Source organism: Pseudomonas sp. LBUM1657 (assembly GCF_059716075.1).
In genome coordinates, this window is record NZ_CP166799.1 from 4,507,559 (window position 1) to 4,530,000 (window position 22,442).

Annotated in this window: 17 protein-coding genes and 2 rRNA genes (1 of these 19 cut by a window edge); 3 read left to right on the forward strand and 16 right to left on the reverse strand. The window is 60.1% G+C overall.

Features of this window, described 5'->3' with window-relative positions:
- Positions 1-75: 75 nt before the first annotated feature.
- From qhpG to ACA055_RS20795, 7 genes are all read right to left on the reverse strand, one after another.
- Positions 76-1,365, reverse strand: a complete 1,290-nt coding sequence (qhpG, locus tag ACA055_RS20765; protein ID WP_497680351.1) for a flavin-dependent monooxygenase QhpG — start codon at positions 1,363-1,365, stop codon at positions 76-78.
- Complete coding sequence (gene qhpE / locus ACA055_RS20770) at positions 1,362-2,039, reverse strand: subtilisin-like serine protease QhpE (RefSeq protein WP_497680352.1); 678 nt, start codon at positions 2,037-2,039, stop codon at positions 1,362-1,364. The genes qhpG and qhpE overlap by 4 nt, the downstream gene beginning before the upstream one ends.
- Positions 2,029-3,747 (reverse strand): ABC transporter ATP-binding protein, encoded by a 1,719-nt coding sequence (locus tag ACA055_RS20775; RefSeq protein WP_497680353.1) that lies wholly within the window; start codon positions 3,745-3,747, stop codon positions 2,029-2,031. Before ACA055_RS20775 ends, qhpE begins: the two co-directional genes overlap by 11 nt.
- Entirely contained in the window at positions 3,747-5,651 is a 1,905-nt protein-coding gene (locus tag ACA055_RS20780) for a sigma-54-dependent Fis family transcriptional regulator (protein WP_497680354.1), read from the reverse strand. Before ACA055_RS20780 ends, ACA055_RS20775 begins: the two co-directional genes overlap by 1 nt.
- 237 nt (positions 5,652-5,888) lie before the next feature.
- Entirely contained in the window at positions 5,889-6,914 is a 1,026-nt protein-coding gene (locus ACA055_RS20785; RefSeq protein ID WP_497680355.1) for a histone deacetylase family protein, read from the reverse strand.
- 153 nt (positions 6,915-7,067) lie between these two features.
- Entirely contained in the window at positions 7,068-8,297 is a 1,230-nt protein-coding gene (locus tag ACA055_RS20790) for a Zn-dependent hydrolase (protein WP_497680356.1), read from the reverse strand.
- A 23-nt stretch (positions 8,298-8,320) separates the two neighbouring features.
- A complete protein-coding gene (locus ACA055_RS20795) occupies positions 8,321-9,631 on the reverse strand; it encodes an MFS transporter (RefSeq protein ID WP_497680357.1) in 1,311 nt (436 codons plus the stop codon).
- Between the two features lie 161 nt (positions 9,632-9,792).
- Between ACA055_RS20795 and ACA055_RS20800 the strand changes: the two genes are divergently transcribed.
- Complete coding sequence (locus ACA055_RS20800) at positions 9,793-10,713, forward strand: LysR family transcriptional regulator (protein ID WP_497680358.1); 921 nt, start codon at positions 9,793-9,795, stop codon at positions 10,711-10,713.
- On the opposite strand, the gene ACA055_RS20805 is transcribed toward ACA055_RS20800, so the two are convergent.
- The 6 genes from ACA055_RS20805 to ACA055_RS20830 all read right to left on the reverse strand — a co-directional run bounded on the left by ACA055_RS20805 (position 10,710) and on the right by ACA055_RS20830 (position 16,226).
- A complete protein-coding gene (locus ACA055_RS20805) occupies positions 10,710-11,321 on the reverse strand; it encodes an RraA family protein (protein WP_497680359.1) in 612 nt (203 codons plus the stop codon). The genes ACA055_RS20800 and ACA055_RS20805 overlap by 4 nt on opposite strands.
- Entirely contained in the window at positions 11,314-11,706 is a 393-nt protein-coding gene (locus ACA055_RS20810) for a RidA family protein (RefSeq protein ID WP_497680360.1), read from the reverse strand. The genes ACA055_RS20805 and ACA055_RS20810 overlap by 8 nt, the downstream gene beginning before the upstream one ends.
- Before the next feature lie 18 nt (positions 11,707-11,724).
- Positions 11,725-13,104: an MFS transporter gene (locus ACA055_RS20815; RefSeq protein ID WP_497680361.1), complete on the reverse strand. Its 1,380-nt coding sequence runs from the start codon at positions 13,102-13,104 to the stop codon at positions 11,725-11,727.
- Between the two features lie 130 nt (positions 13,105-13,234).
- On the reverse strand, positions 13,235-14,176 hold the full coding sequence (locus ACA055_RS20820) for a 2-hydroxyacid dehydrogenase (protein WP_497680362.1): 942 nt from the start codon (positions 14,174-14,176) through the stop codon (positions 13,235-13,237).
- Positions 14,173-14,928, reverse strand: a complete 756-nt coding sequence (locus tag ACA055_RS20825; RefSeq protein ID WP_497680363.1) for a class II aldolase/adducin family protein — start codon at positions 14,926-14,928, stop codon at positions 14,173-14,175. Before ACA055_RS20825 ends, ACA055_RS20820 begins: the two co-directional genes overlap by 4 nt.
- Complete coding sequence (locus tag ACA055_RS20830) at positions 14,925-16,226, reverse strand: MFS transporter (RefSeq protein ID WP_497680364.1); 1,302 nt, start codon at positions 16,224-16,226, stop codon at positions 14,925-14,927. The genes ACA055_RS20825 and ACA055_RS20830 overlap by 4 nt, the downstream gene beginning before the upstream one ends.
- 156 nt (positions 16,227-16,382) lie before the next feature.
- Here ACA055_RS20830 and ACA055_RS20835 point away from each other — a divergent pair, with 156 nt between their 5' ends.
- Positions 16,383-17,342 (forward strand): LysR family transcriptional regulator, encoded by a 960-nt coding sequence (locus ACA055_RS20835; RefSeq protein WP_497680365.1) that lies wholly within the window; start codon positions 16,383-16,385, stop codon positions 17,340-17,342.
- Between the two features lie 12 nt (positions 17,343-17,354).
- Here ACA055_RS20835 and mrdA read toward each other — a convergent pair whose 3' ends face one another.
- On the reverse strand, positions 17,355-19,247 hold the full coding sequence (mrdA, locus tag ACA055_RS20840) for a penicillin-binding protein 2 (RefSeq protein WP_497680366.1): 1,893 nt from the start codon (positions 19,245-19,247) through the stop codon (positions 17,355-17,357).
- A gap of 231 nt (positions 19,248-19,478) precedes the next feature.
- Here mrdA and ACA055_RS20845 point away from each other — a divergent pair, with 231 nt between their 5' ends.
- On the forward strand, positions 19,479-20,402 hold the full coding sequence (locus tag ACA055_RS20845; RefSeq protein ID WP_497680367.1) for a TIGR03571 family LLM class oxidoreductase: 924 nt from the start codon (positions 19,479-19,481) through the stop codon (positions 20,400-20,402).
- A 112-nt stretch (positions 20,403-20,514) separates the two neighbouring features.
- Here ACA055_RS20845 and rrf read toward each other — a convergent pair.
- Positions 20,515-20,630 (reverse strand): 5S ribosomal RNA (rrf, locus tag ACA055_RS20850).
- Positions 20,631-20,786: 156 nt separating this feature from the next.
- A 23S ribosomal RNA gene (locus ACA055_RS20855) occupies positions 20,787-22,442 on the reverse strand (it continues 1,236 nt past the right edge of the window).

Genomic DNA, 22,442 nt, shown 5'->3' on the forward strand with positions numbered 1-22,442 from the left:
TTGATCTGCGTCGTACACAAATCAAATGTGGGAGCGGGCTTGCTCGCGAAGAGGCCAGACCAGCCGCTACACATATCAGGGCTTGAACCCCTGACTTAACAACCACCCCCGAACCACCCGCCCCTGCTCCACCGACAACCCGGCCAACGCCTGTTCCGCCGGTTCGCTACGCAACCGCCGCACCAACGGCGCCAGCTCAACCCCTTGCACATGCCAGATCCCCAGCGGCTGATCCGCCGTGATCACCACCTCGGCCTCATCGACAAGACCATCCTTCAGCACCGGCGCCCGCTCAATGCGCAGCGCAGCAAAATCCGCCTCGGCATGCGCAACTTCCGCATCCGGCCACTGCCGCCGAGCCAGCCAGAACGGCTGATCCGACCAGCGTTGTTCATCCGCATAAAAGTCCCGACCGATCCGCGCAAAACGCAAAAACAACTCCGCCACCCGTTGCTGATGAAAGCGCTGGGCCAGCCCTGCTCGCTCGGGTTTACGCAGCAGCGTGTTGATCACCGCTGGTGCCTGCAATGCCGAAGACAGTGACTGAAAAATCCCGTTGCCCGACAGCGGGTCCACCGCCATTGCCGCATCGCCGACGCGAATCCAGTTATCGCCACACACCTGTGGGCAAAGAATCGCGGTGCTGCTGCGAGCATGCAGCTGCAGATCGATCTCCGGCTCGGCACCGAAAAACGCCTGAGCCAGCGCTGAGCCTTGGCGCCGCTGACGACAGTAATCGAGCAACATCGCCTTGCCCGGTAATTCGGCGCTGGCCACATCCACCGTCCATTGCCAATAACACTGGCCGTCGGCCCGCCGTGCCATCCAGGCCCAGCCGCCTACCAGGCTTTCCACGGCGCTGGCGGTGTGACCCGGCGTGCCTTGCCAGCGATTGAGCAGGCTGACGGTCTCCGGGCCACGCAGGCCTTTGCCGAGGGCTGGCGCCTGACGCCCGCGGGCTTCCACCAGAAAGTCCGCGAGCAGTGCTTCACGCCCTTCCAACTCGATCCGATGCCCCTCTGCCGATGTCTGGACCGCAAGCACCCGGCCTTCGATCACCTCGACACCCGCAAGACGCAAATCTTCGCGCAAGCCTCGATCAAAGCTTGGGCGGTCCAACAGGAATTCGATGTTTTGCGCATGCTGCTGGCCGTTCCACGACACCTGTCGCTGGGAAGGCAACGCCGCATCCGCCAGCGCCTGATTCAGGCCCGCGCCGCGCAAGGCGTCGAGCACCCGCACGGAAACCCCTTCCAGCGCGGCAAACCGGCGCCACTCGCTGATCAGCGTCACGGGGTAACCCAGCCGACGCAAACCCAAGGCAACCGCCGCTCCCGCAGGCCCAGCGCCAAGAATCAAAATCATGGGCCAAAGCGCCGTTCAGGACCGCGATAGCGGGCATTCTCCCGCAGCCACTCGATCACTTGTTCGTTGCTCGCCTCGGGATGTGCAACCAGAAAACCCGCAATGTGCCCGCTCAACGCCGCGCACCCCAGACTGGCGCCCGACTGCCCCGGATACGTGCCATGCACACACGCCGCAAAATCCGCTTGAGCGCTGTTGAGCCACGACCATTCCTGTTCGGCGCAACGCGCATCGCCGGTCACTCGCAGCACCTGCGGATAATTCGCCGGGAACACCCCTTCGCCCTGAGCCGGGCTGGACGCACACAGCAAAATGCCCCGCGCCACCGCGGCTGCGCAGGCTTCACGCAGAAGGCTGCGATCCTGTCGTAAACCGAGGCTCAGATTGATCAATCGAACGTTCTGCGCCACCAGCCAGTCGATGGCTGTGGCGATCTGCAAGGCGCTGGTGACGCCACGCTGATCGAACACCTGGCCCACATAAAATACCGCCGAGGGTGCTCGCCGACCGATGGCCTCGATGACTGCGCTGCCATGGCCGAGCGGATCGTCACGCAAGTCGCTTTCCGCCAGCCCGTCCTCCAGCAGCGAAAACCGTCGACCACCGACCACTTGCACCCGCTGCGCCGCGGAGTGACCACTGTCCACCACGCCGATCCGCAACTCAGGCTTCATGCAGCACCGTTTTTGAAGTGAGCACGCCGTCGAGCAATTCAAAGCGCAGATCGGCATCGGCCAGGGTGGAGGGACGGTGACTGATCAGGATGCGCGTGCGCCCGGCAAACAGTCGGTCGATGGCTTCGATCACTTCCCGCTCGGTGGCTTCATCGACCGCCGACGTGGCTTCGTCCAGCACCAGAATCAAAGGGTCCTGCAACAGTGCCCGAGCGATGGCGATGCGTTGTTTCTGCCCACCGGACAACTGCTGGCCGCGCTCGCCCAACGGGCTATCGAGGCCTTCGGGCAAGGACGCGATCAGGCTGTCGAGTTGCGCCAGACGAGCGACTTCGGCAATCGCTTCGCGACTGGCGTCCGGCACGGCGTAGGCCAGGTTGTCGGCGAGGCTGCCGCGAAACAGCACGATGTCCTGGCTGACCACGGCAATCCGCCGACGCAACTGGAACAGGTCCAGTTCCCGCAGATCGACCTCCCCCAGCAACACCCGGCCGGACTGCGGATCGTGGTGGCGTTGCAGCAGGTCGATCAGGGTGGATTTACCGACCCCGGAGCCGCCGCTCAGGGCGACTTTCAAACCGTAGGGAATGCACGCTTCGATGCCGCGCAAGGTGGTCGGGCGACCGGGATGGCTGAAGTGCACATTATCGAAGCGCAGTTCGCCGGAAGTCGGCATCGGCTTCGGCGTAACCGGTGTGAGGACGGTCGGCTCTTCGCCACGCAACTCCATCACGCGCCCGAGGCTGACGGTCATGCGCTGAATGGCGACGTAGAGCCCGAGCAGACTCTGCACTGGTCCGACCGCCATGCCCAGATAAGTCGAAAAAGCAATCAGCGCCCCCAGTTGCCAAGTCCCCTGCACCACCCAGTAACCACCAATCAAAAATGCGCATGCCCGGGACAACGAGGTCAGCGTGCCGGGCACTGCCTGGGTGAAAAACTCGGTGACTTGCAGGCGCAGCAACTGGCTCATGTAGCCATGGCCCAGGGTTTCCAGCCGTCGCGCTTCACGCTGTTGCTGGCCGGCGGACTGGATGAATTTCATCACCGGCAATGTCTCGACCATAAACGAAGACATGTCCGCCGAACGTTCGCGCAACTGCCGCACGTCACGTTCGACCTTGCGCCGCATCCAGCGCAGCCAGAGCACATCCAGGGGAATCAGCACCAGCGCCAGCAACGAGAGCTTCCACGACAGGGTCAGCAACATGGCCACGGCGACCACCAGACCGATCACGCTCGATACCGCCGAGAACAGCGAGTCCACGGCAAAACGCTGGATCTCTGCGACGTCGCCATCGAGGCGCGACATCAGGTCGCCGATGCGTCGCTGACCGTAAAAACTCGGCGACAGGGTTTGCAAATGCCGATAGAGGTCGTCGCGCAGAGCAAACAGAATCCGCCCGGACAGGCGCGTGTGCAGGTAACGATTGATGCCCGACAGCAGCGTGCCGAGCAACCCGGCGACGATCATCAGCCCGGCGATCAGCACCAGCATGGAAAAGTTGCGCGCCAGCAGGCCATCGTCAATCAGCAGTTTGGTCAACCAGGGTTGCACCAGCACCAGCGCCGAAGCGCAGGCCGATAAACCGAGCAGCCCGGCAATCGCCAGACGATGGGGTCGCACAAAACTGTAGAGCCAACGCAACGCCACTTGCAGCGCTTCGGGGTCCTGGCTGTGGATCAGCCGAACGATCAAGCGCTGCATCACGAGCGCAACTGTTTGAGCTTGCGATACAGGGTCGCGCGGCTGATGCCCAGGGCGTCGGCGGCGGCCGAGACGTTGCCCTGGTGCGTGTCCAGGGACTGACGAATCAGCTCCAGTTCATTTTCGCGAATGCTGCCGGCCTGCGGACGTTCGGTAGCGGTCAACTCGTCGAGCATGCTGTCGGGCAAATGGTCGAGGGTGAGCACGGTGTCCCCCGGCTCGCGCATGGCCAGCGCGGTGCGCAGGACCATCTCCAGTTGGCGGATGTTGCCAGGCCAGTGATAGTGACCGAGCAAACGGCTCAAATCGTCGTGCAGAACCATCGTCGGCGCGTCGAGCTTGGCCAGCAGGCGGCCGACCAGACCGCTGAAATCGTCGCGTTCGCGCAGGGCCGGGAGGATCACGCTGATGCCGTTGACCCGGTAGAACAGGTCCTCGCGGAAGTGCTTTTCTTCCACCAGACGCTTGAGGTCGCGGTGGGTGGCGCAGATCAGGGCGACGTCGATGTCCTGCTCCTCGCCGGCGCCCAGCGGCGCAACTTTTCGGTCCTGCAACACCCGCAACAGACGGGCTTGCAAGGCCAGCGGCATGTCGCCGATTTCATCGAGAAACAAGGTCCCGCCGTGGGCCTGTTGCAGGCGACCGATCATGCCGCCACGGCGGGAGCCGGTGAACGCGCCCTCACGGTAGCCGAACAGTTCCGACTCGATCAGGCCTTCGGGGATCGCTGCGCAGTTGACCGCGACGAAGGGTTTGTCACAACGGGTTCCGGCCATGTGCAGGGCGCGGGCGATCACTTCTTTACCGGTGCCGGTTTCACCCAGCAACAACACCGGCAGTTCATTGGCCAGGCCTTGGCGGGCCATGCGCAAGGCCCGGGCATAACGGACATTACTACCAGCGAGGGATTCGAGATCGGGTTGTGGTTTGGCGGTTTTGACGGTGCTGCGCGGTGGCGTGCTGACGTTGATCGACCGTTGCGGCGCGCGCAGGGTTTTGTAGAAAAATTCGCCTTTGGCGGTCTGCAAGCTGCCGACGCCGCCCTGGTGCAGACGCGACAACAGTTGCAAACCATCGACCCCGAGGAACTCTTCGCAGCGTCGACCGACCAGCGCCGAACGCTCGGCATGCAGCAACTGGCAGGCCTGGGCGCTGACCGCGAGAATCTGTCCGCCGAGGCTCACCGCCAGCAGGCCTTGCCATGGGGATTCGAGGTATTGCCGCCGGCTGTGGAACGCCAGGACGATCTGGTCCGGATAACTGGCGTTGAACACCCGGCTTTCGATCTGGCTGACGGCCATCGCCAGCAACGCGGTGCTGTCGTGGACGCGCCCGAGCGGGCCTTCGCGGGTCAGGTCGAGGACGCCGAGGATGTCGCCCTGCGGGCAATGGATCGGCACCGAAGTGCAGGAAAAATCGGTCAGGCGATCGAGGTAGTGTTCACCGCAATCGATCAACGTCGGTCGGGCTTCTACCAGCGCGGTGCCGAGGGCATTGGTGCCGCGAGCGGCTTCGCTCCAGCAGGCACCGAGGGTGATGTCTTGCAGGCCGCTGCCCTTGAGGCGATCGGCGCGCCCCTCGACGGCAAGAATGGTGGCGTCGGAATTGGCCAGGATGATCAGCCCTTCCTTGCCCTGGCGTTCAGCCAGGTAATCGATCGCCGGCAACGCCGCGTCGATCAGCAGCCGATTGCTCGCCAACAGCACGTCCAGGCTCGCGCTCGATTCCAGCGCCAGCTCGTGCTTGGCGTTGAAATGCACGCCATGACTGAGGCTGCGCCGCCACGACGCATCGATTTCCGCCCGCAACACGCCATCGGGGACTTCGCCTTCCAGATGTAGTTTTTCCCGGGCCAGCCGGGCTTCACGGTGCAGCTTGGGGGAAGTTGTTTTTATTAGCGTCATCAAGCGCTCCGGATCGGTCCGCCCTGCGCTTTTCAAGATCAGCGCCCTGCCGCAATCTTTACGTTAACGTCAGGGCGATGGCAAGTGCCATAGAGCGCCTGTGTTTCATCTGGTGGATCGAGTTATCGTTCTTCGCGAGCAAGCCCGCTCCCACATTTGACCGCGTTCTCACCGTAAACGCGATTCAATGTGGGAGCGGGCTTGCTCGCGAAAGCGGCCTCCCAGGCACCACCAAACTCAGATCTGCCACACCTCGGCGTTCACAAAAAACGCCCGGGCATTATCCTCAAGACTCTCCAGGTGATACCCGCCCTCCTGCACGATCAAACACGGCAACCCAAGGCTGCGAATCCGCTCGCCCAACACGGCAAATCCTTCACGCGTCACTGCCACTTTGCTCTGTGGGTCCAGCTCGAAGATATCGAACCCCAGGGACAGCACCAGCACCTCGGCATCGAAGTCCGTCACCGCTTTGAGTGCCACGTCCAGTTGTCCCAGAAAATCCGCCTCACTCGCACCATGCGCCATCGGCAAGTTGAGGTTGAAGCCCTCGCCCGCCCCGACACCGCGCTCATCGGCAAACCCGGCGACTCCCGGATAGAAGTTGGTCGGATCACCATGCACCGAGACGTACAGCACGTCATCGCGGTCGTAGAAAATCTCCTGAATCCCCTGACCGTGGTGCATGTCAGTGTCGAGCATCGCGACGCGCGCAAACCCGCCGCGCAACACCTGCGCAGCCACTGCTGCGTTGTTCACATAACAGAAGCCACCCGCCGCTTCCGCCCGGGCGTGATGCCCCGGTGGACGGCACAAGGCATACGCAGCCGGCTCGCCATCAAGCAACGCCTGCGCACCCGCAATCGCGCTCTGCGCTGACCAATAAGCCGAGCGCCAGGTCTGCTCGCCCACCGGGCAACTGCCGTCCGCCAGATAACGGGCGGCCTGGGCGAGAATCCCGCGCAGGGCGTTGGGCTCGCGGACGTAGATGTTGGACATCACTTCATCGCCCCAATCCTCGGGGATTTCCTTCCAGCGCTGATGGGCTTCCTGCAGGAACGCCAGGTATGGCGCACCGTGCACCGCCAGCAGCGGATCGAGCCCGGCATCGGTCGGCTGTTCAACTTTGAAGCCCAGCGAGTGCGAAGCCTGCACCAATCGTTGAGCGCGCTCCGGCACTTCCTGCGGCGTGCGCATCTGCCCACGGGAGTAGTAACTGCGTGGATGGTGAAGCAATTGTTCGGGATGGAAAAAACTGCGCATGGGATAAATTCCTGTCAGCTAAAGCAATTCTTGAAACTGAACGCGTCCAACTGTGGGAGCGGGCTTGCTCGCGAATGCGGTGTGTCATTCAGCATTGACGTTGGCTGACACTCTGCATTCGCGAGCAAGCCCGCTCCCACATGGATTGCGTTTTTACTCGACTTTTTCGGCACGACTCAGGACAGCATTGAGCAGCACATCAGTCCCCTGACGCACATCTTCTGGCAGCACATCTTCAGCTTCGTTATGACTCAAGCCGCCAACGCACGGGATGAACACCATCGCCGTCGGGCAGAACCGCGCCAGGTGAATCGCGTCATGCCCGGCACCGCTGACAATCGATTGCTGAGCGTAGCCCAGCGCGTCCACCGCCTGCTGCACCGCTGCCACGCAATCGGCATCGAACGGTGTCGCCGGACTGATCCAATGCGGCGTGATTGTCAGATTCAAACCACGGCCATCGGCAATCGCCTGGAGTCGCGCACGAACCTGCTGCTCCATCGCATCGATGGCTTCGTCGCGGTGATGACGCAGGTCGACGGTGAAATTCACCAGCCCCGGAATGGTGTTGCGCGACGACTTGTTGATGCTCAACTCGCCGACGGTGGTCAAGCCTTCGGGGGCGAAGTCAGTGGCCAGGCTTTCAATCGCCTGAATCATCCGCGCCACGCCGTACAAGGCGTCCTTGCGCAACGGCATCGGCGTGGTGCCGGCGTGGGCGGCCATGCCTTCGACACGCACGTCGAGCCAGCGAATCGCCTGGCCGCCACTGACCACGCCGATGCTCTTGGCGTTGTCTTCAAGAATCGGCCCCTGCTCGATGTGCGCTTCAAAGTACGCGTCCACCGCGCCGCCCAACGGACGCCCGCCGGCATACCCGGTGCGCTGCAAGGCCTCGGCAACGCTGATGCCATCGACGTCCCGTACCGCCAACGCCGCGTCCAGGTCCATGATCCCGGTGAACACTGCCGAGCCAAACATCGCCGGGGTGAAGCGCGCGCCTTCTTCGTTGGTCCACACCGCGACTTCCAGCGGCTTGCGGGTCTGGATGCCCAAATCGTTCAGGCAACGCACCACTTCCAGGCCGGCGAGTACACCGTAGACGCCATCGAAACGGCCGCCTTCGGGTTGGGTGTCGAGGTGGCTGCCCATCATCACCGGCGCAGCATCCTGATCGGTGCCGGCGCGACGGGCGAACAGGTTGCCGATGGCATCCACGCTCAGGGTCATTCCGGCTTCGCGGCACCAGTGGGCAAACAGTTCGCGACCGGCCTTGTCTTCATCGCTCAGGGCCAGGCGGCAGCTTCCGCCCCGTGCAGTCGCGCCGATTTCGGCCATGGCCATCAGACTCGCCCACAGGCGTTCGCCATTGATCTTCAACATGAGTCACTCCTGGAAAACTTTGATTAAGCGTTGGCCATTTCCACGCGTTCAGCGCTGGCATGGCGACGGGCAAGGGACAGGACACAGATCAGTGAAGTCGCGGCGATCAGGCTGTAGAACACCGCCATCGGCCACCATTGACCGGCAAATTTGTGCGCCAGCATCGTGCCGATCAGCGGCGTCAAGCCACCGGCCACGGCACCGCAAATCTGGTACGCCAACGAGATCGCGGTGTAGCGCACGCGGGTCTCGAACATGCCGCTGACGTAACCGGCGATCACTGCGTAGAACGACGCCATGCACACCACCGCCAGGGCGATGCCGAGGATGATCAGCGGCGCCTGGGCCGAGCTCACCAGCACGAACATCGGATATGGCGAGGCCATGGCCAGCAACGACACCAGGCATAGGAAACGTGTCGCGCCGATTTTTTCCGCGACCCACGCCGCCAATGGCTGAATGCAGAACTGAATGATCGCCACCACAAACAGGCACTCAAGGATCAGCGAGCGTGGCAGTTCAAGTTGCTGGGTGGTGTAGGCGATCATGAAGGTGTTGGTGAAATACACCCCGGCGATCCCGAGGGTGTTGGCGCCGATGCACAGCAGCAATGGACGCCACGCGGTGCGCAGCACTTCCATCACCGGCGCCTGCTCCTTGCGCGTGCTTTTGGCGGCCAGTTCGCGGCTGGCGAGGAACTCCGGTGATTCGTTCACACCCAGGCGAACCGCCAGGCCCACCAGCAACAACAGCGAGCTGGCGAGGAACGGCAGACGCCAGCCCCAACTCATCAGGTCTTCTTCCGGCAAACGGGTTACTGCACTGAACGCCAGCAGCGACAGGATCAACCCCGCCGGGCTACCCAGTTGGGCAAACGACGCGAAGAAATTGCGACGGCCCTTCGGCGCATGCTCACCGGCCATCAACACCGCCCCGCCCCACTCACCACCAACGGCGATGCCCTGGACGATGCGCAGCAGAATCAGCAGCACCGGTGCCGCGGCGCCGATTTGTGCGTAGGTCGGCAGCAAACCGATGCACACCGTGACCACGCCCATCATCAGCAAGGTGATGATCAGCGATTTCTTGCGGCCGATGCGGTCGCCGATATGGCCGAAGATAATCCCGCCCAACGGTCGAGCAAAAAAGCCCACGGCGAAGGTGCCGAAGGCCGCCATGGTGCTGAACAGTTTGTCGTCGGAGGGAAAGAACAACGCGCCGAACACCAGGGCGGCGGCGGTCGCGTAGATGTAGAAGTCGTACCACTCGATCATGGTGCCGATAAAGGCAGCGGCTGCCGCACGGCGCGGCTGGGGCGAAGCTTGGGGCTTCATAGGTCGAGCTCCTTTGATTGTTTTTTTGGCAGGAGAGAAACGGCGATTCAAGGCGCTCTGGCGGCGCCTGTCTGGGGTTGATTTATCGACTCGGGGCTATGATTAGTCAATTTTCTATTTATTATGCGAACTATTACGCCACCTTATAATCGAGACTCACCATGGCCGAACGCCTGCTCAATGACCGACTCGACTGGAACCTGCTGCGCACCTTTCGGGTGATCGGCCAGGAGCTGAGCATCAGCCGCGCCGCCGCCCGTTTACACCTGACACAACCGGCGGTGAGCCAGGCGCTGAAGCGGCTGGAGGAGCAACTGGGTCGTCAGTTGATCGCCCGGCGCGGACCGCGTTTTGCCCTGACCGAAGTCGGCGAGCAGATCTTCGAGCTGGCCGGGGAAATCTATGGGCAGATGTCCCAAGTCAGCAGCGTGCTGGAGCAACCGGCCGACGAAGTGATCGGCAAGGTGCGGCTGTTGATCATCAGTCGGATCTTCTCGGAACGCTTCGATGACTTCCTCGCCGATTTTCATCGGCAACACCCGCGGGTCGATCTGGAAGTCGACGTAATGACCAGTTCCGACATCGTCAGCGCCTTGCAGGAAAAGACCGCCACCCTTGGCCTGAGTCTCAATCGCCGCCCGCAACCGCGCCTGGAACAGCGGCTGTTCCTGCGTCAGCGCTATGCTTTTTTCTGTGGCAAGCACCATGCACTGTTCGGCCAGCAGAACGTCGCGGAAGGGGATTTGCAGCGGGAGAACTTCGTCAGTTTCACCAGCGATCAAATCGGCGGCATGCTCTCGCCGTTGACGATTTTTCGTGATCAGCAAGGCTTCAGCGGACGGATCGTCGCCGCGTCACCGAACCTGGAAGAAGTCCGGCGACTGGTGATCGCCGGGTACGGCATCGGCTGTCTGCCCGAGCATGTGGTGGCGGCTGACGTCGACGCCGGATTGCTCTGGCGCCTGCCGCCCCACGAAGGAATTGCCGATGTGGACATTCATTTGCTGTGGAACCGCGAGCAGCGCATGAGCCGGGCCGAGACGATGTTCATCGAGAGCCTGCAACGCTGCCTGACGGCCTAAACGCGCAAGACCTGCGCCACCGGCTCACCGGCACGCAAGCGCTCCAATAAACGCGGCTCGGCGCGATCGGAGGCCAAGGCCAGTTCGATGACGCCGGCTGCTGTTTGCTGATCCAGAAACAGCACACCGTTGTCATCCGCCAGCACTAGATCCCCCGGATGTACCGTGACACCGGCACAGTGAATCGGTTGATTGATCTGGCTGTCGCCACGGCCATGCAGCTTGGTGGTCAGCAGGCTGGTGCCGCGAGCGAAGACCGGCAGCCCGGCCTCGCGTAACTCCAGCAGGTCCGTCACCACGCCATCCACCACGATGCCCACCGCCCCCGCGCAACGCGCCGCGCAACTGGTGACCGCGCCCACCGGCGCGTGCTGCCAGTCGCCACCGGTGTCGATCACCAATACATCACCGGGCCGGATCAGCGCCAATGCCTGGTTGACCGCGATAGCATCGGCGCCCACCAGTTTCAGGGTCAACGCGCGGCCGACCAGTTTCACATTGGGCACCATGGCCCGCAGTTGCGAGTCGGCAAAACCCTCCTCCAAAAAATGCCCGAGGGTTGGAAAGCTCACTGCGTTGAGCTGCTCGATCAGCTGTGATTCATCCATTTTTCGACTCCTTCGTAATCAATTCGGCGACGCAATCGATTTCCAACGAAACGCCCCACAGAGCCACGCAGACCGTGGTGCGGGCCGGCGGCGCATGGCCGAGGAGTTCGCGATACACCGCGTTGAACGGCTCCAGTTGCGCGGGATCTGTCAGGTAGGCGTTGACCTTGATCACGTGGCTGAAATCGGAGCCGGCTTCTATCAGGATCGCTTCCAGATTGCGCAAGGTTTGCCGCACTTGTTCGGTGAAATGGGCCGGTTGGTCTTCGAGCCCGGACTGGGCCGGAATCTGCCCGGCGGTGAACACCAGATGTCCACTGACCACCGCTTGGGAGTAAGGGCCGACCGGGCCGATGAAGCCCGGGGCTGACTGGATTCTGCGCATGCTGTTGAACTCCATTGATCAGGCGGTGGCCGATTTGAAAGGTTTGCCAAGGGCTGGATCGCCGGCCGGAACGGCCGTCGGGATTTCGCTGATGTCTCTCTTGAAGGTTTCGGTCAGCAGCAACAGTGCGATCAGGGAAATCAACGCCGCGCCGATCATGTACCAGGCGACCGAAGAACCTTGGCCGGTGGCCGCCAGCAATGCAGTGGTGACAATAGGCGTCGCCGCACTGCCGAGCAGACCGGACAACATGTAGCTGATCGACAACCCGGAATAACGCACCCGCGTGCCGAACAGCTCGGCGAGGAAGGTCGCGATCGGCCCGTAGTTGGCGGCGAACGCGGTCATCAACAGCAGGTAACCGAAGATCACCAGCGACAGCTCTTTGGTGTCCATCAACCAGAACAACGGGAACGCCACCAGGGCTTCGGCCACGATGCCGGCGACGATGATCGGCTTGCGTCCGTAGCGGTCCGACAATGCGCCGAACACCGGCAACATGACGATGCACCAGGCGCAGGACAGCAACACCACGCCGAGCATCACGCTGCGGCTGAACCCGAGATTCTGCGTGCCGTACGTCAGGCCGAACGCAACGATGATGTTGAACGATGCGCCGGTCGACATGGTGGCGATGCCGCCCAGCACCACTTGCTTCCAGTACTTGCGAAACACTTCCGCGAGCGGCATCTTCACCTGCACCTCGGCTTCCTTGACCTTGTTGAAGGCTGGGGTTTCGGCGATGTTCAGACGAATATACAAACCCACGGCAATCAGCAGAACGCTGGCCAGGAACGGGATACGCCAGCCCCAGGCCAACAAGTCTTCCGGCGACAACCACGCCGCAATCACCAAAAAGGCCAGGTTGGCAATCATGGTCCCGGCCGGGACGCCAATCTGCACCCAGGAACCGTACAAACCACGCTTGTTGGCCGGCGCATGTTCCACCGCCATCAACACCGCCCCGCCCCACTCTCCGCCCAGTGCCAGGCCTTGAATCACCCTCAGCAATAACAACAGGATCGGCGCCCAGATACCAATGGCTGCGTAGTTCGGCAATAACCCGATGGCGAAAGTAGCGGCACCCATGGTCAACAGCGAAACCAACAACATCGACTTGCGCCCTAACCGGTCACCGAAATGACCGAACAGGGCCGCGCCGACAATCCGGGCCAGATACGCCGAAGCAAATGTACCGAAAGCCAGCAATGTTCCGATCAACGGATCGAAGTCCGGAAAGAACACTTTGTTGAACACCAGCGCCGAAGCCGTGGCGAACACAAACAGGTCGTACCATTCCACCGTGGTGCCGATGACACTGGCCACGGCTACTTTCTTCATGCTGATTTCCGTTTGCGCAGGTGCACCGGACTTTTCTACAGACGATAGATCGCTCATCACTGTCTCCAGGAATTCTTCTAGAACTCGTTTATTTAATTGTTTTGACTGGCAGTAATACGTTCGAGGGTGAGGGATTGTTGTTATATCTCGCCCAACTTAGTGGGCGAGTTTGCAAGGCACTTTCTTATTAATAACCCAGTGTTCTGTCGGCGCAATTCAATAACGATTCACCGGCATTTAAACGGCGAAAGTTCTCCGCTACTTGCTCGGCAATACAGTCGTGGGAAGCGGCAGAGGCCATGTGCGGTGTGAGGGTGACGCCGGGCATTGTCCAGAGACGATGATCGACCGGCAGCGGTTCCTGTTCGAAAACATCCAGTAAAGCACCGCGAAGTTTTCCTCGGCTGAGGGCGTGTTCCAGGTCATCGATATTCAGATGCCCGCCGCGACCACAATTGACCAGCGCTGCGCCATTCGCCAATCGTTCGAACGTGGCATTGCCGAGGATGCCGCGGGTTTCACTGGTCAGCGGCAGCAGGTTGATCAGCAACTCCAGTCCGTCGAGAAACGGGTTCAGATTCTGCGCGCCGGCGAACGTCTGCACACCCGGCAAGTCTTTGCTGCGACGTGCCCAGCCACGGACGTCGTAACCCGCTGCGGCCAGATCCTGGGCGATGGCGCTGCCCAAAGAACCGAGGCCCATCACACCGACCTTGAACTGCCCCGCAGCCCGTTGCAGCGGCCGTTCCCAACGCTGTCCCTGTTGCTGCGTCAGTACTTGGTCGAAGCCGCGATGGTAGTGAATCACCGCCCAGCGCACGTACTCGGTCATGCCCTGGCGGTGGCCGGGATCGACCACTCGGCACACCGGCAAGTCTGGGCACAACGGGTCATGATCGAGATGATCAATCCCCGCCGCCACCGAGTGAATCACTTGCAGGTTCGGCAACGCCGCAAGGCTGCCGGGCAAGGGAAACCAGCACGCAGCAATCTGCGCATTCCTCGCCTGCGGATCATCGGCCAGCACGGTAGTGAGCTGCGGCGCACTGCGGGCAAACGCAGCCTGCAGTTGTTTGAGCAGCAGGTTGTCGCGAGACAGCAAAACCACGGTATTAATGACGGTTTTCAAGATAAGTAGGACTCGCGCTGGGATTCGATCAGGGTTAAAGCGGCCTCCCAGGCCAGGTCGATGATGTTGTCCTGTTCATCGCGGTCAAACTGTTCGGCGGTGTGCGCACAGACTTCCGGGGACGGGTAATGCAGTTCCGAACCACCGGCCAGGGCCGCAACCTGCGCCTGGCAGGCACGCTCCAGAAAATGGATTTCCTGGAACGCCTGGGCCACACCCGAGCCGCCGACCAATAACCCGTGATTGCGCAGAATCATCGCCCGGTGTGGCCCTAGGTCAGCAATCAAACGCTCGCGCTCATCCAGCGACAGGGCGATGCCCTCATAGGTGTGATACGCCAACTTCCCATAGAACTTCAACGCGTGCTGACTGATCGGCAACAAGCCTTGCTTCTGCGCGGCCACCGCCATGCCGGCGGCCGTGTGGGTGTGGATCACGCAGTTGAGGTCCGGGCGGGCCATGTGGATTGCGGAATGGATGACGAAGCCTGCGCCATTGACTCGATGACCTGCGTAAGTCGGGTCGACGACACGTCCTTCCTGATCGATGCGCACCAGATCCGAGGCGCGCATGCGGTCGAAAATCACCCCGTAGCGATTGATCAGAAAATGATGCTCGGGCCCCGGAATCCGCAGGGTGATGTGGGTGTCGATCAGGTCAGTCATGCGAAAGTGCGCGACCAGGCGATACAGCGCCGCCAGCTCGCATCGGGCTTGCCATTCAACCGGGTCGATGTGTGCGGGTTTACTCACGAATACACCTCTTTAGCAGCGTGGGTGACGACCGGGTTGGCGCGCAGGCGGGCCAGGCCGCAAACACCGATCAGGGACAGGGCCGAGAGCAAGGTGAAGAACACCGCCAGCGGCAACCATTGTCCGGAAAACTTGCTGGCCAGCAGCGTGCCGATCAGCGGCGTGGTGCCGCCGGCCAGCGCGCAACTCAACTGGTAAGCGATGGAAATGCCTGAATAGCGCAGGTGCACCGGGAACGCCTGGGTCATGTAACCGGCGATCACCGCGTACAGCGCCGAGAGGATCACGACCGCGAGGGCGATGCCGATGGTCATCAGGACGATGTTCTGCGTGCCCACCAGCAAGAACATCGGGTACGGCGTGACCATGCACAACAATGCGACAAGCTTGAGAAAGCGTCCTTCGCCGATGCGTTCGGCGAGCAGCGCGGAGAGCGGTTGCGAGAGCAACTGAATGACGGTCACCAGGAACAGGCAATCGAGAATCGTCGAACGCGGGATGCCCTGATACTGAGTGACGTAAGTGATCATGAAGGTGTTGGTGAAAAAGAACCCGGCCGAACCGATGGTCACAGCGGCGGCGGCAAACAGGATCTGCCGCCAGCAGGTGCGGATCACGTCCTTCACCGGGTACTTGGCGGTCTCGTTGTTGTCCCGGGCCTTGGCGAATTCCGGCGACTCATGGACCCCGGAACGGATCATCAAGCCGACCATCATCAGCACACCACTGGCGAGAAACGGCAGACGCCAGCCCCAGGCGAGGAAGTCTTCCGGCTCAAGGGAGGTCACCAGGCGAAAGGCAATCAAGGCGAGCAACAAACCGGCCGGACTGCCGAGCTGGGCAAAAGACGCGTAGAAGGTTTTGCGCTTGGCCGGTGCGTGTTCGCTGGCCATCAACACGGCACCGCCCCACTCGCCTCCGACCGAAATACCCTGGATCAAACGCAACACGATCAGACCGATCGGTGCCCAGATGCCGACACTGGCGTAGCTGGGCAACAGACCGATACCGGCAGTCGCCACGCCCATCAGGGCCATGGTCACCAGCAACATTTTTTTGCGGCCCAGGCGATCACCCAGGTGCCCGAATACCATGCCGGCCATGGGACGGGCGATGAAGCCGACGGCGAAACTGCCGAAGGCTGCCAAGGTGCTCATCACCGGGTCGCTGCTAGGGAAGAACACTTGCCCAAGCACCAACGCCGCCGCCGTGGCGTAAATGTAGAAGTCGTAGAACTCGATGGTCGTGCCAATGAAGGCTGCGGCCGCGGCTCGACGCGGTTGAGGGGTAGTGTGCATGCAAGGACCCTGTGTATTTATAGTTTTGGGCAGGTGCTGAAGGCTGGTGACGGTTTGCACTCTGTGGCGCTTGTGGGCTTTATCGCTTCCATGCCAGGATTAGTCAATTTTCAAATTCTTATCTTTACTATTAGCCCTGCTACTACATGGAACCCTATGCCCTCCACTACCAACCCGTGGGTCGGTCGCCGCTTTCTCAATGACCGCCTCGACTGGAACCTGTTGCGCACCTATCTGGTGATCGGCCAGGAAGGCAGCATGAGCCGCGCAGCTGCACGCTTGCACATCACGCAGTCGGCCGTCAGCCAGGCGCTGAAACGGCTGGAAGAACAGTTGGAATGTGTGTTGATTGCCCGGAGCGGGCGGCGGTTTGATCTGACGGAAACCGGCGAAGAAGTCCTGCGCATTGCAGCGGATATCTATGGGGATATTTCTCGCTTGGGCACGGTGGTGGAAAGTCGTCACGACGACGTCGTCGGCAAGATTCGCATCCTCACCGTCAGCGGCGTGCAAGCGCGGCACTACGATGAGTTCCTCGCTGACTTCCATGAAACCCACCCGAAAATCGAGTTTGAAGTGGAAGTCATGGGCAGCTCGAACATCATCAGTTCGCTGCTGCAAAAGACCGCGACCATTGGCGTTGGCCTGTGCCGTTTACCGCAACCGCGACTGGAGCAACGCGTGCTGTTTCGCGAGCGTTATGCGTACTTTTGTGGACAGCGGCATCGGTTGTTTGGACAGGAGAATTTGACGCTGGAACAGCTCGCCGCAGAGAACTTCGTGAGCTTCACCAGCGACCAGCTCGGCGGCAACCTTTCACCGCTGACACTGTTCCGCGACCAGCAAGGCTTTACTGGCAAGATCGTCGCTTCATCGACGAGTTTTGAAGAGATTTATCGCTTGATCTGCGCAGGGTTCGGTATTGGCTGCCTGCCCACGCATTTGGTGCGGCGGGATGTCGAGCAAGGTTTGCTCTGGCGTTTGCCGCCGGAAGACGGGGTGGTGGATTTCGATATCCAGCTGCTGTGGAATCGCGAGCAGAAGATGAGTCAGGCCGAAACCGTATTCCTCGAAAGCTTCCAGCACATGCTCAGTATTCGTGAGCCTGTGCTGTGAAGCGTTGATCGTTTAGACGTGAGGGGCGCCAGGCACTTTGCTCGGCGTGGCGTATTGTGGCTTCAAGTGACCGTCCTGATCGAGAAGCCAGGCATCCATGATCTGCCGCACCACAGGGCCGGCGACACGACCACCGGCCTCACCGTTTTCGATCATCACCGAGATGACAATCTTCGGATGTTCCGCCGGGGCGAAACCAACGAACAAGGCGTTGTCGCGGTTACGCTCCAGGGTCTTCGCCCGGTTGTAGCGCTCGCCCTGCTTGATCGCCACCACTTGCGCGGTACCACTCTTGCCGGCGATGCGGTACTGAGCCCCCGCCGCTGCCGCTCGGGCAATCCCGCGGGCATCGTGCATCACCATCTGCATGCCGTGGTTGACCTGTTCCCAATCACGCGGATCTTTCAACAGAATGTTCGGCATCGGATGCTCATCCACCGGTGCTACACCGTCCACGGTCTTGGCCAGGTGCGGTCGATTCCAGACACCTTTGTTGGCGATCAGCGCCGTGGCCTGGGCCAGCTGCAGCGGCGTGACCTGCATGTAGCCCTGACCAATGCCGAGGATCACCGTTTCGCCGGGGAACCATGGCTGCCGGCGCGTGGCGCGCTTCCAGGCCTGGGACGGCATCAGACCGGCAGACTCTTCGAACATGTCCAGCGAGACCTTCTCGCCAAGACCAAACATGGCCATGTAATCGTGCAGGCGATCGATCCCCAGTTTATGAGCGAGATCGTAGAAGTAGGTGTCGTTGGAGCGCATGATCGCCGCGTCCATGTCCACCCAGCCGTCGCCACTGTGGTTCCAGTTGCGGTACTTGTGATCGTAGTCGGGTAATTGGTAATAACCCGGATCGAAGACGCGGGTCTGTGGGGTCACCACGCCGGCGTCGAGACCGGCAATCGCCACTTCAGGCTTGATGGTCGAGCCCGGCGCATAGAGGCCGCGCAGCACACGGTTAAACAATGGTCGATCGATGGAGTCGTGCAGCGCCGCGTACTCTTTGAAGCTGATGCCGGTGACAAACAGATTCGGGTCGAAACTTGGCTTGCTGACCATGGCCAGCACCTCACCCGTCGACGGATCGAGAGCGACCACGGAACCACGCCGATCACCCAAGGCGTCCTCAGCGGCCTGCTGCAGTTTGACGTCCAGGCTCAGTACGATGTTCTTGCCGGGAATCGGATCGGTGTGTTTGAGCACCCGCAGCACGCGGCCCTGGGCGTTGGTTTCGACTTCTTCGTAGCCGACGTGGCCGTGCAGCTCGGACTCGTAGAATTTTTCAATGCCGGTCTTGCCGATGGATTGGGCGCCACGGTATTCCACCGTATCGAGGGCTTTGGATTCTTTCTCGTTGATACGACCGACGTAGCCAATGGAATGGGCGAAATGCGCGCCCATCGGATAATGGCGAACGAACTGTGGTTCGACATCGATGCCGGGCAGACGGAACTCATTGACCGCCAGTACCGCAATCTGTTCTTCGCTCAATTCATAGAACAGGGTGACCGGCACGAACGGGTGCCGCGCCTGTTTCATGGCCTTGTCGAACAGCGCGCGGTCTTCGGCGGGCAGATGCAGGAGGTTGATCACCTCATCCAGCTCTTCATTTACATCGGATGCGCGTTCGCGGGTGATGGTCAAGTTGAAGCTGGGCCGGTTATCCGCCAGGACCACGCCATTGCGGTCATAGATCAAACCGCGGGTGGGTGTGATTGGCAGGACGTGGACTCGGTTGTTTTCGGAGATGGTCGAGTGGTAATCGAACTCGACCACCTGAAGAACATACAGGCGCACCACCAGCGCGCAGGTAATGGCGACCACGAACAAGGCGCAGGCCATCAGTCTTTTGTTGACCAGGCGCGTCTCTTTTTCGGGGTCCTTGATCGGTATCGGTTGGGGCATTTCTGCGGCAGCTCTTTGACTAAAAAGGAGGGCGCCGATCCGTGGGCATGAAATCAATCCGTAAAAAATCGAGCTGCACCATACCAAAATCTGGGCGGTCACTTTAGCGCGATTTCCTCGAATGGGCTGACTCGTGCGCATTACTCAAGATTGATATTCCCATTCATGCATTTTTCTTGCGGGTATGCCTCTAGATACTGGGTGTATGTCATTCCGTTTGGGAGTTTTTTCATGCATCCACGATTTCAACGATTACTCCGCTTGAGTGGGTTTTCCATTGGGCTGGAATTGCCGCTGGATAACGATTGGTCTAGCAATGGTCAACAACTACGATTGGCCGAGAATCGGCCTTTTGGTGTTCCCAATTTGAAGCAGCATGCTGCCATGGCACGTCTGGCTGACAAGGCAGGTTTCGGCGCGCTGTGGGTTCGCGACGTACCGGTTTACGACCCCAACTTTGGTGATGCCGCACAAGTGTTCGAAACCTTTTCCTACCTTGGCTACCTGGCGGGAATCACGGAAAACATCATGCTGGGTACAGCGGCAGTGGTATTGCCCTTGCGCCAGCCCTGGCTAACGCTCAAGGCGGCTAACAGTGTCGATGAGTTGAGTGATGGACGTCTGCTCCTGGGTGTCGCCAGTGGCGACCGACCAATGGAATATCCGTTGTTTGGCGTGGACTACGATCAACGCGGGGAGATCTTCCGCGATACGGTTGAGTTGTTGCGTAGCCAAGGTGAAGGGCGACTGCCTGAAGGTGCCCAATTGCTTCCGAAGCCTGATCAGCCGGTGCCATTGCTGGTTGCAGGGCTTGGTCAGCAATCTCCTGCGTGGATCGGTGAGCACATGGATGGATGGCTCGCCTACCCTGGCATTCCGGACGAACATCGCCGCAGAGTGGGATTGTGGCGGGAGGTGGGAGGTAACAAACCCTATATCAGCTTCGTGCACCTGGACTTGGCGAGCAATCCCCACGCTCCGATGCGACGTGTGCGTTTCGGCGGCAGTTGTGGACGCCTGGCGTTAATCGACGAGCTTCAAGCGCTGCGTGAGGCCGGCGTGCAGCATGTTGGTTTGCATCTACGTCGAAGCGAACGACCGGTTGCTGAGGTTATTGAAGAGATTGCCGAACACGTTTTGCCGAGGTTTCTTTAACGAAGCTGCTGGGAACAAGGGGTAGCCATTCGGCTGTCCCTTTTTACGCCACTTTTCTGCAGGCAAAACAAAACCCCTACCTGCATACGCAGATAGGGGTTTCGGAATTTAATCTTGACGATGACCTACTCTCACATGGGGAAACCCCACACTACCATCGGCGATGCATCGTTTCACTGCTGAGTTCGGGATGGGATCAGGTGGTTCCAATGCTCTATGGTCGTCAAGAAATTCGGGAGCCAGGTCGTGGGCCTTTGCAGGTTCACGCTCCAGCGAATGGGTATGCGATAGTTTGTGTGTTTGTTTCTCGAACTTTCGGTTCGTTTCGTCTTCACACACCGCAATCTGGTGCCCTTTCAGGCCAACAAATTGCTTGGGTGTTATATGGTCAAGCCTCACGGGCAATTAGTATTGGTTAGCTCAACGCCTCACAGCGCTTACACACCCAACCTATCAACGTCGTAGTCTTCGACGGCCCTTCAGGGGACTCAAGGTCCCAGTGAGATCTCATCTTGAGGCTAGTTTCCCGCTTAGATGCTTTCAGCGGTTATCTATTCCGAACATAGCTACCCGGCAATGCCACTGGCGTGACAACCGGAACACCAGAGGTTCGTCCACTCCGGTCCTCTCGTACTAGGAGCAGCCCCTCTCAAATCTCAAACGTCCACGGCAGATAGGGACCGAACTGTCTCACGACGTTCTAAACCCAGCTCGCGTACCACTTTAAATGGCGAACAGCCATACCCTTGGGACCGGCTTCAGCCCCAGGATGTGATGAGCCGACATCGAGGTGCCAAACACCGCCGTCGATATGAACTCTTGGGCGGTATCAGCCTGTTATCCCCGGAGTACCTTTTATCCGTTGAGCGATGGCCCTTCCATACAGAACCACCGGATCACTAAGACCTACTTTCGTACCTGCTCGACGTGTCTGTCTCGCAGTCAAGCGCGCTTTTGCCTTTATACTCTACGACCGATTTCCGACCGGTCTGAGCGCACCTTCGTACTCCTCCGTTACTCTTTAGGAGGAGACCGCCCCAGTCAAACTACCCACCATACACTGTCCTCGATCCGGATAACGGACCTGAGTTAGAACCTCAAAGTTGCCAGGGTGGTATTTCAAGGTTGGCTCCACGCGAACTGGCGTCCACGCTTCAAAGCCTCCCACCTATCCTACACAAGCAAATTCAAAGTCCAGTGCAAAGCTATAGTAAAGGTTCACGGGGTCTTTCCGTCTAGCCGCGGATACACTGCATCTTCACAGCGATTTCAATTTCACTGAGTCTCGGGTGGAGACAGCGCCGCCATCGTTACGCCATTCGTGCAGGTCGGAACTTACCCGACAAGGAATTTCGCTACCTTAGGACCGTTATAGTTACGGCCGCCGTTTACCGGGGCTTCGATCAAGAGCTTCGCGTTAGCTAACCCCATCAATTAACCTTCCGGCACCGGGCAGGCGTCACACCCTATACGTCCACTTTCGTGTTTGCAGAGTGCTGTGTTTTTAATAAACAGTCGCAGCGGCCTGGTATCTTCGACCGGCATGAGCTTACGGAGCAAGTCCTTCACCCTCACCGGCGCACCTTCTCCCGAAGTTACGGTGCCATTTTGCCTAGTTCCTTCACCCGAGTTCTCTCAAGCGCCTTGGTATTCTCTACCCAACCACCTGTGTCGGTTTGGGGTACGGTTCCTGGTTACCTGAAGCTTAGAAGCTTTTCTTGGAAGCATGGCATCAACCACTTCGTGTTCTAAAAGAACACTCGTCATCAGCTCTCGGCCTTAGAATCCCGGATTTACCTAAGATTCCAGCCTACCACCTTAAACTTGGACAACCAACGCCAAGCTGGCCTAGCCTTCTCCGTCCCTCCATCGCAATAACCAGAAGTACAGGAATATTAACCTGTTTTCCATCGACTACGCTTTTCAGCCTCGCCTTAGGGACCGACTAACCCTGCGTCGATTAACGTTGCGCAGGAAACCTTGGTCTTTCGGCGTGGGTGTTTTTCACACCCATTGTCGTTACTCATGTCAGCATTCGCA

Excerpts from the sequence above, each read along its gene's own strand:
- qhpG (WP_497680351.1), bottom strand. The coding sequence starts at position 1,365 with ATGATTTTGATTCTTGGCGCTGGGCCTGCGGGAGCGGCGGTTGCCTTG.
- qhpE (WP_497680352.1), bottom strand. The coding sequence starts at position 2,039 with ATGAAGCCTGAGTTGCGGATCGGCGTGGTGGACAGTGGTCACTCCGCG.
- ACA055_RS20775 (WP_497680353.1), bottom strand. The coding sequence starts at position 3,747 with ATGCAGCGCTTGATCGTTCGGCTGATCCACAGCCAGGACCCCGAAGCG.
- ACA055_RS20780 (WP_497680354.1), bottom strand. The coding sequence starts at position 5,651 with ATGACGCTAATAAAAACAACTTCCCCCAAGCTGCACCGTGAAGCCCGG.
- ACA055_RS20785 (WP_497680355.1), bottom strand. The coding sequence starts at position 6,914 with ATGCGCAGTTTTTTCCATCCCGAACAATTGCTTCACCATCCACGCAGT.
- ACA055_RS20790 (WP_497680356.1), bottom strand. The coding sequence starts at position 8,297 with ATGTTGAAGATCAATGGCGAACGCCTGTGGGCGAGTCTGATGGCCATG.
- ACA055_RS20795 (WP_497680357.1), bottom strand. The coding sequence starts at position 9,631 with ATGAAGCCCCAAGCTTCGCCCCAGCCGCGCCGTGCGGCAGCCGCTGCC.
- ACA055_RS20800 (WP_497680358.1), top strand. The coding sequence starts at position 9,793 with ATGGCCGAACGCCTGCTCAATGACCGACTCGACTGGAACCTGCTGCGC.
- ACA055_RS20805 (WP_497680359.1), bottom strand. The coding sequence starts at position 11,321 with ATGGATGAATCACAGCTGATCGAGCAGCTCAACGCAGTGAGCTTTCCA.
- ACA055_RS20810 (WP_497680360.1), bottom strand. The coding sequence starts at position 11,706 with ATGCGCAGAATCCAGTCAGCCCCGGGCTTCATCGGCCCGGTCGGCCCT.
- ACA055_RS20815 (WP_497680361.1), bottom strand. The coding sequence starts at position 13,104 with ATGAGCGATCTATCGTCTGTAGAAAAGTCCGGTGCACCTGCGCAAACG.
- ACA055_RS20830 (WP_497680364.1), bottom strand. The coding sequence starts at position 16,226 with ATGCACACTACCCCTCAACCGCGTCGAGCCGCGGCCGCAGCCTTCATT.
- ACA055_RS20835 (WP_497680365.1), top strand. The coding sequence starts at position 16,383 with ATGCCCTCCACTACCAACCCGTGGGTCGGTCGCCGCTTTCTCAATGAC.
- mrdA (WP_497680366.1), bottom strand. The coding sequence starts at position 19,247 with ATGCCCCAACCGATACCGATCAAGGACCCCGAAAAAGAGACGCGCCTG.
- ACA055_RS20845 (WP_497680367.1), top strand. The coding sequence starts at position 19,479 with ATGCATCCACGATTTCAACGATTACTCCGCTTGAGTGGGTTTTCCATT.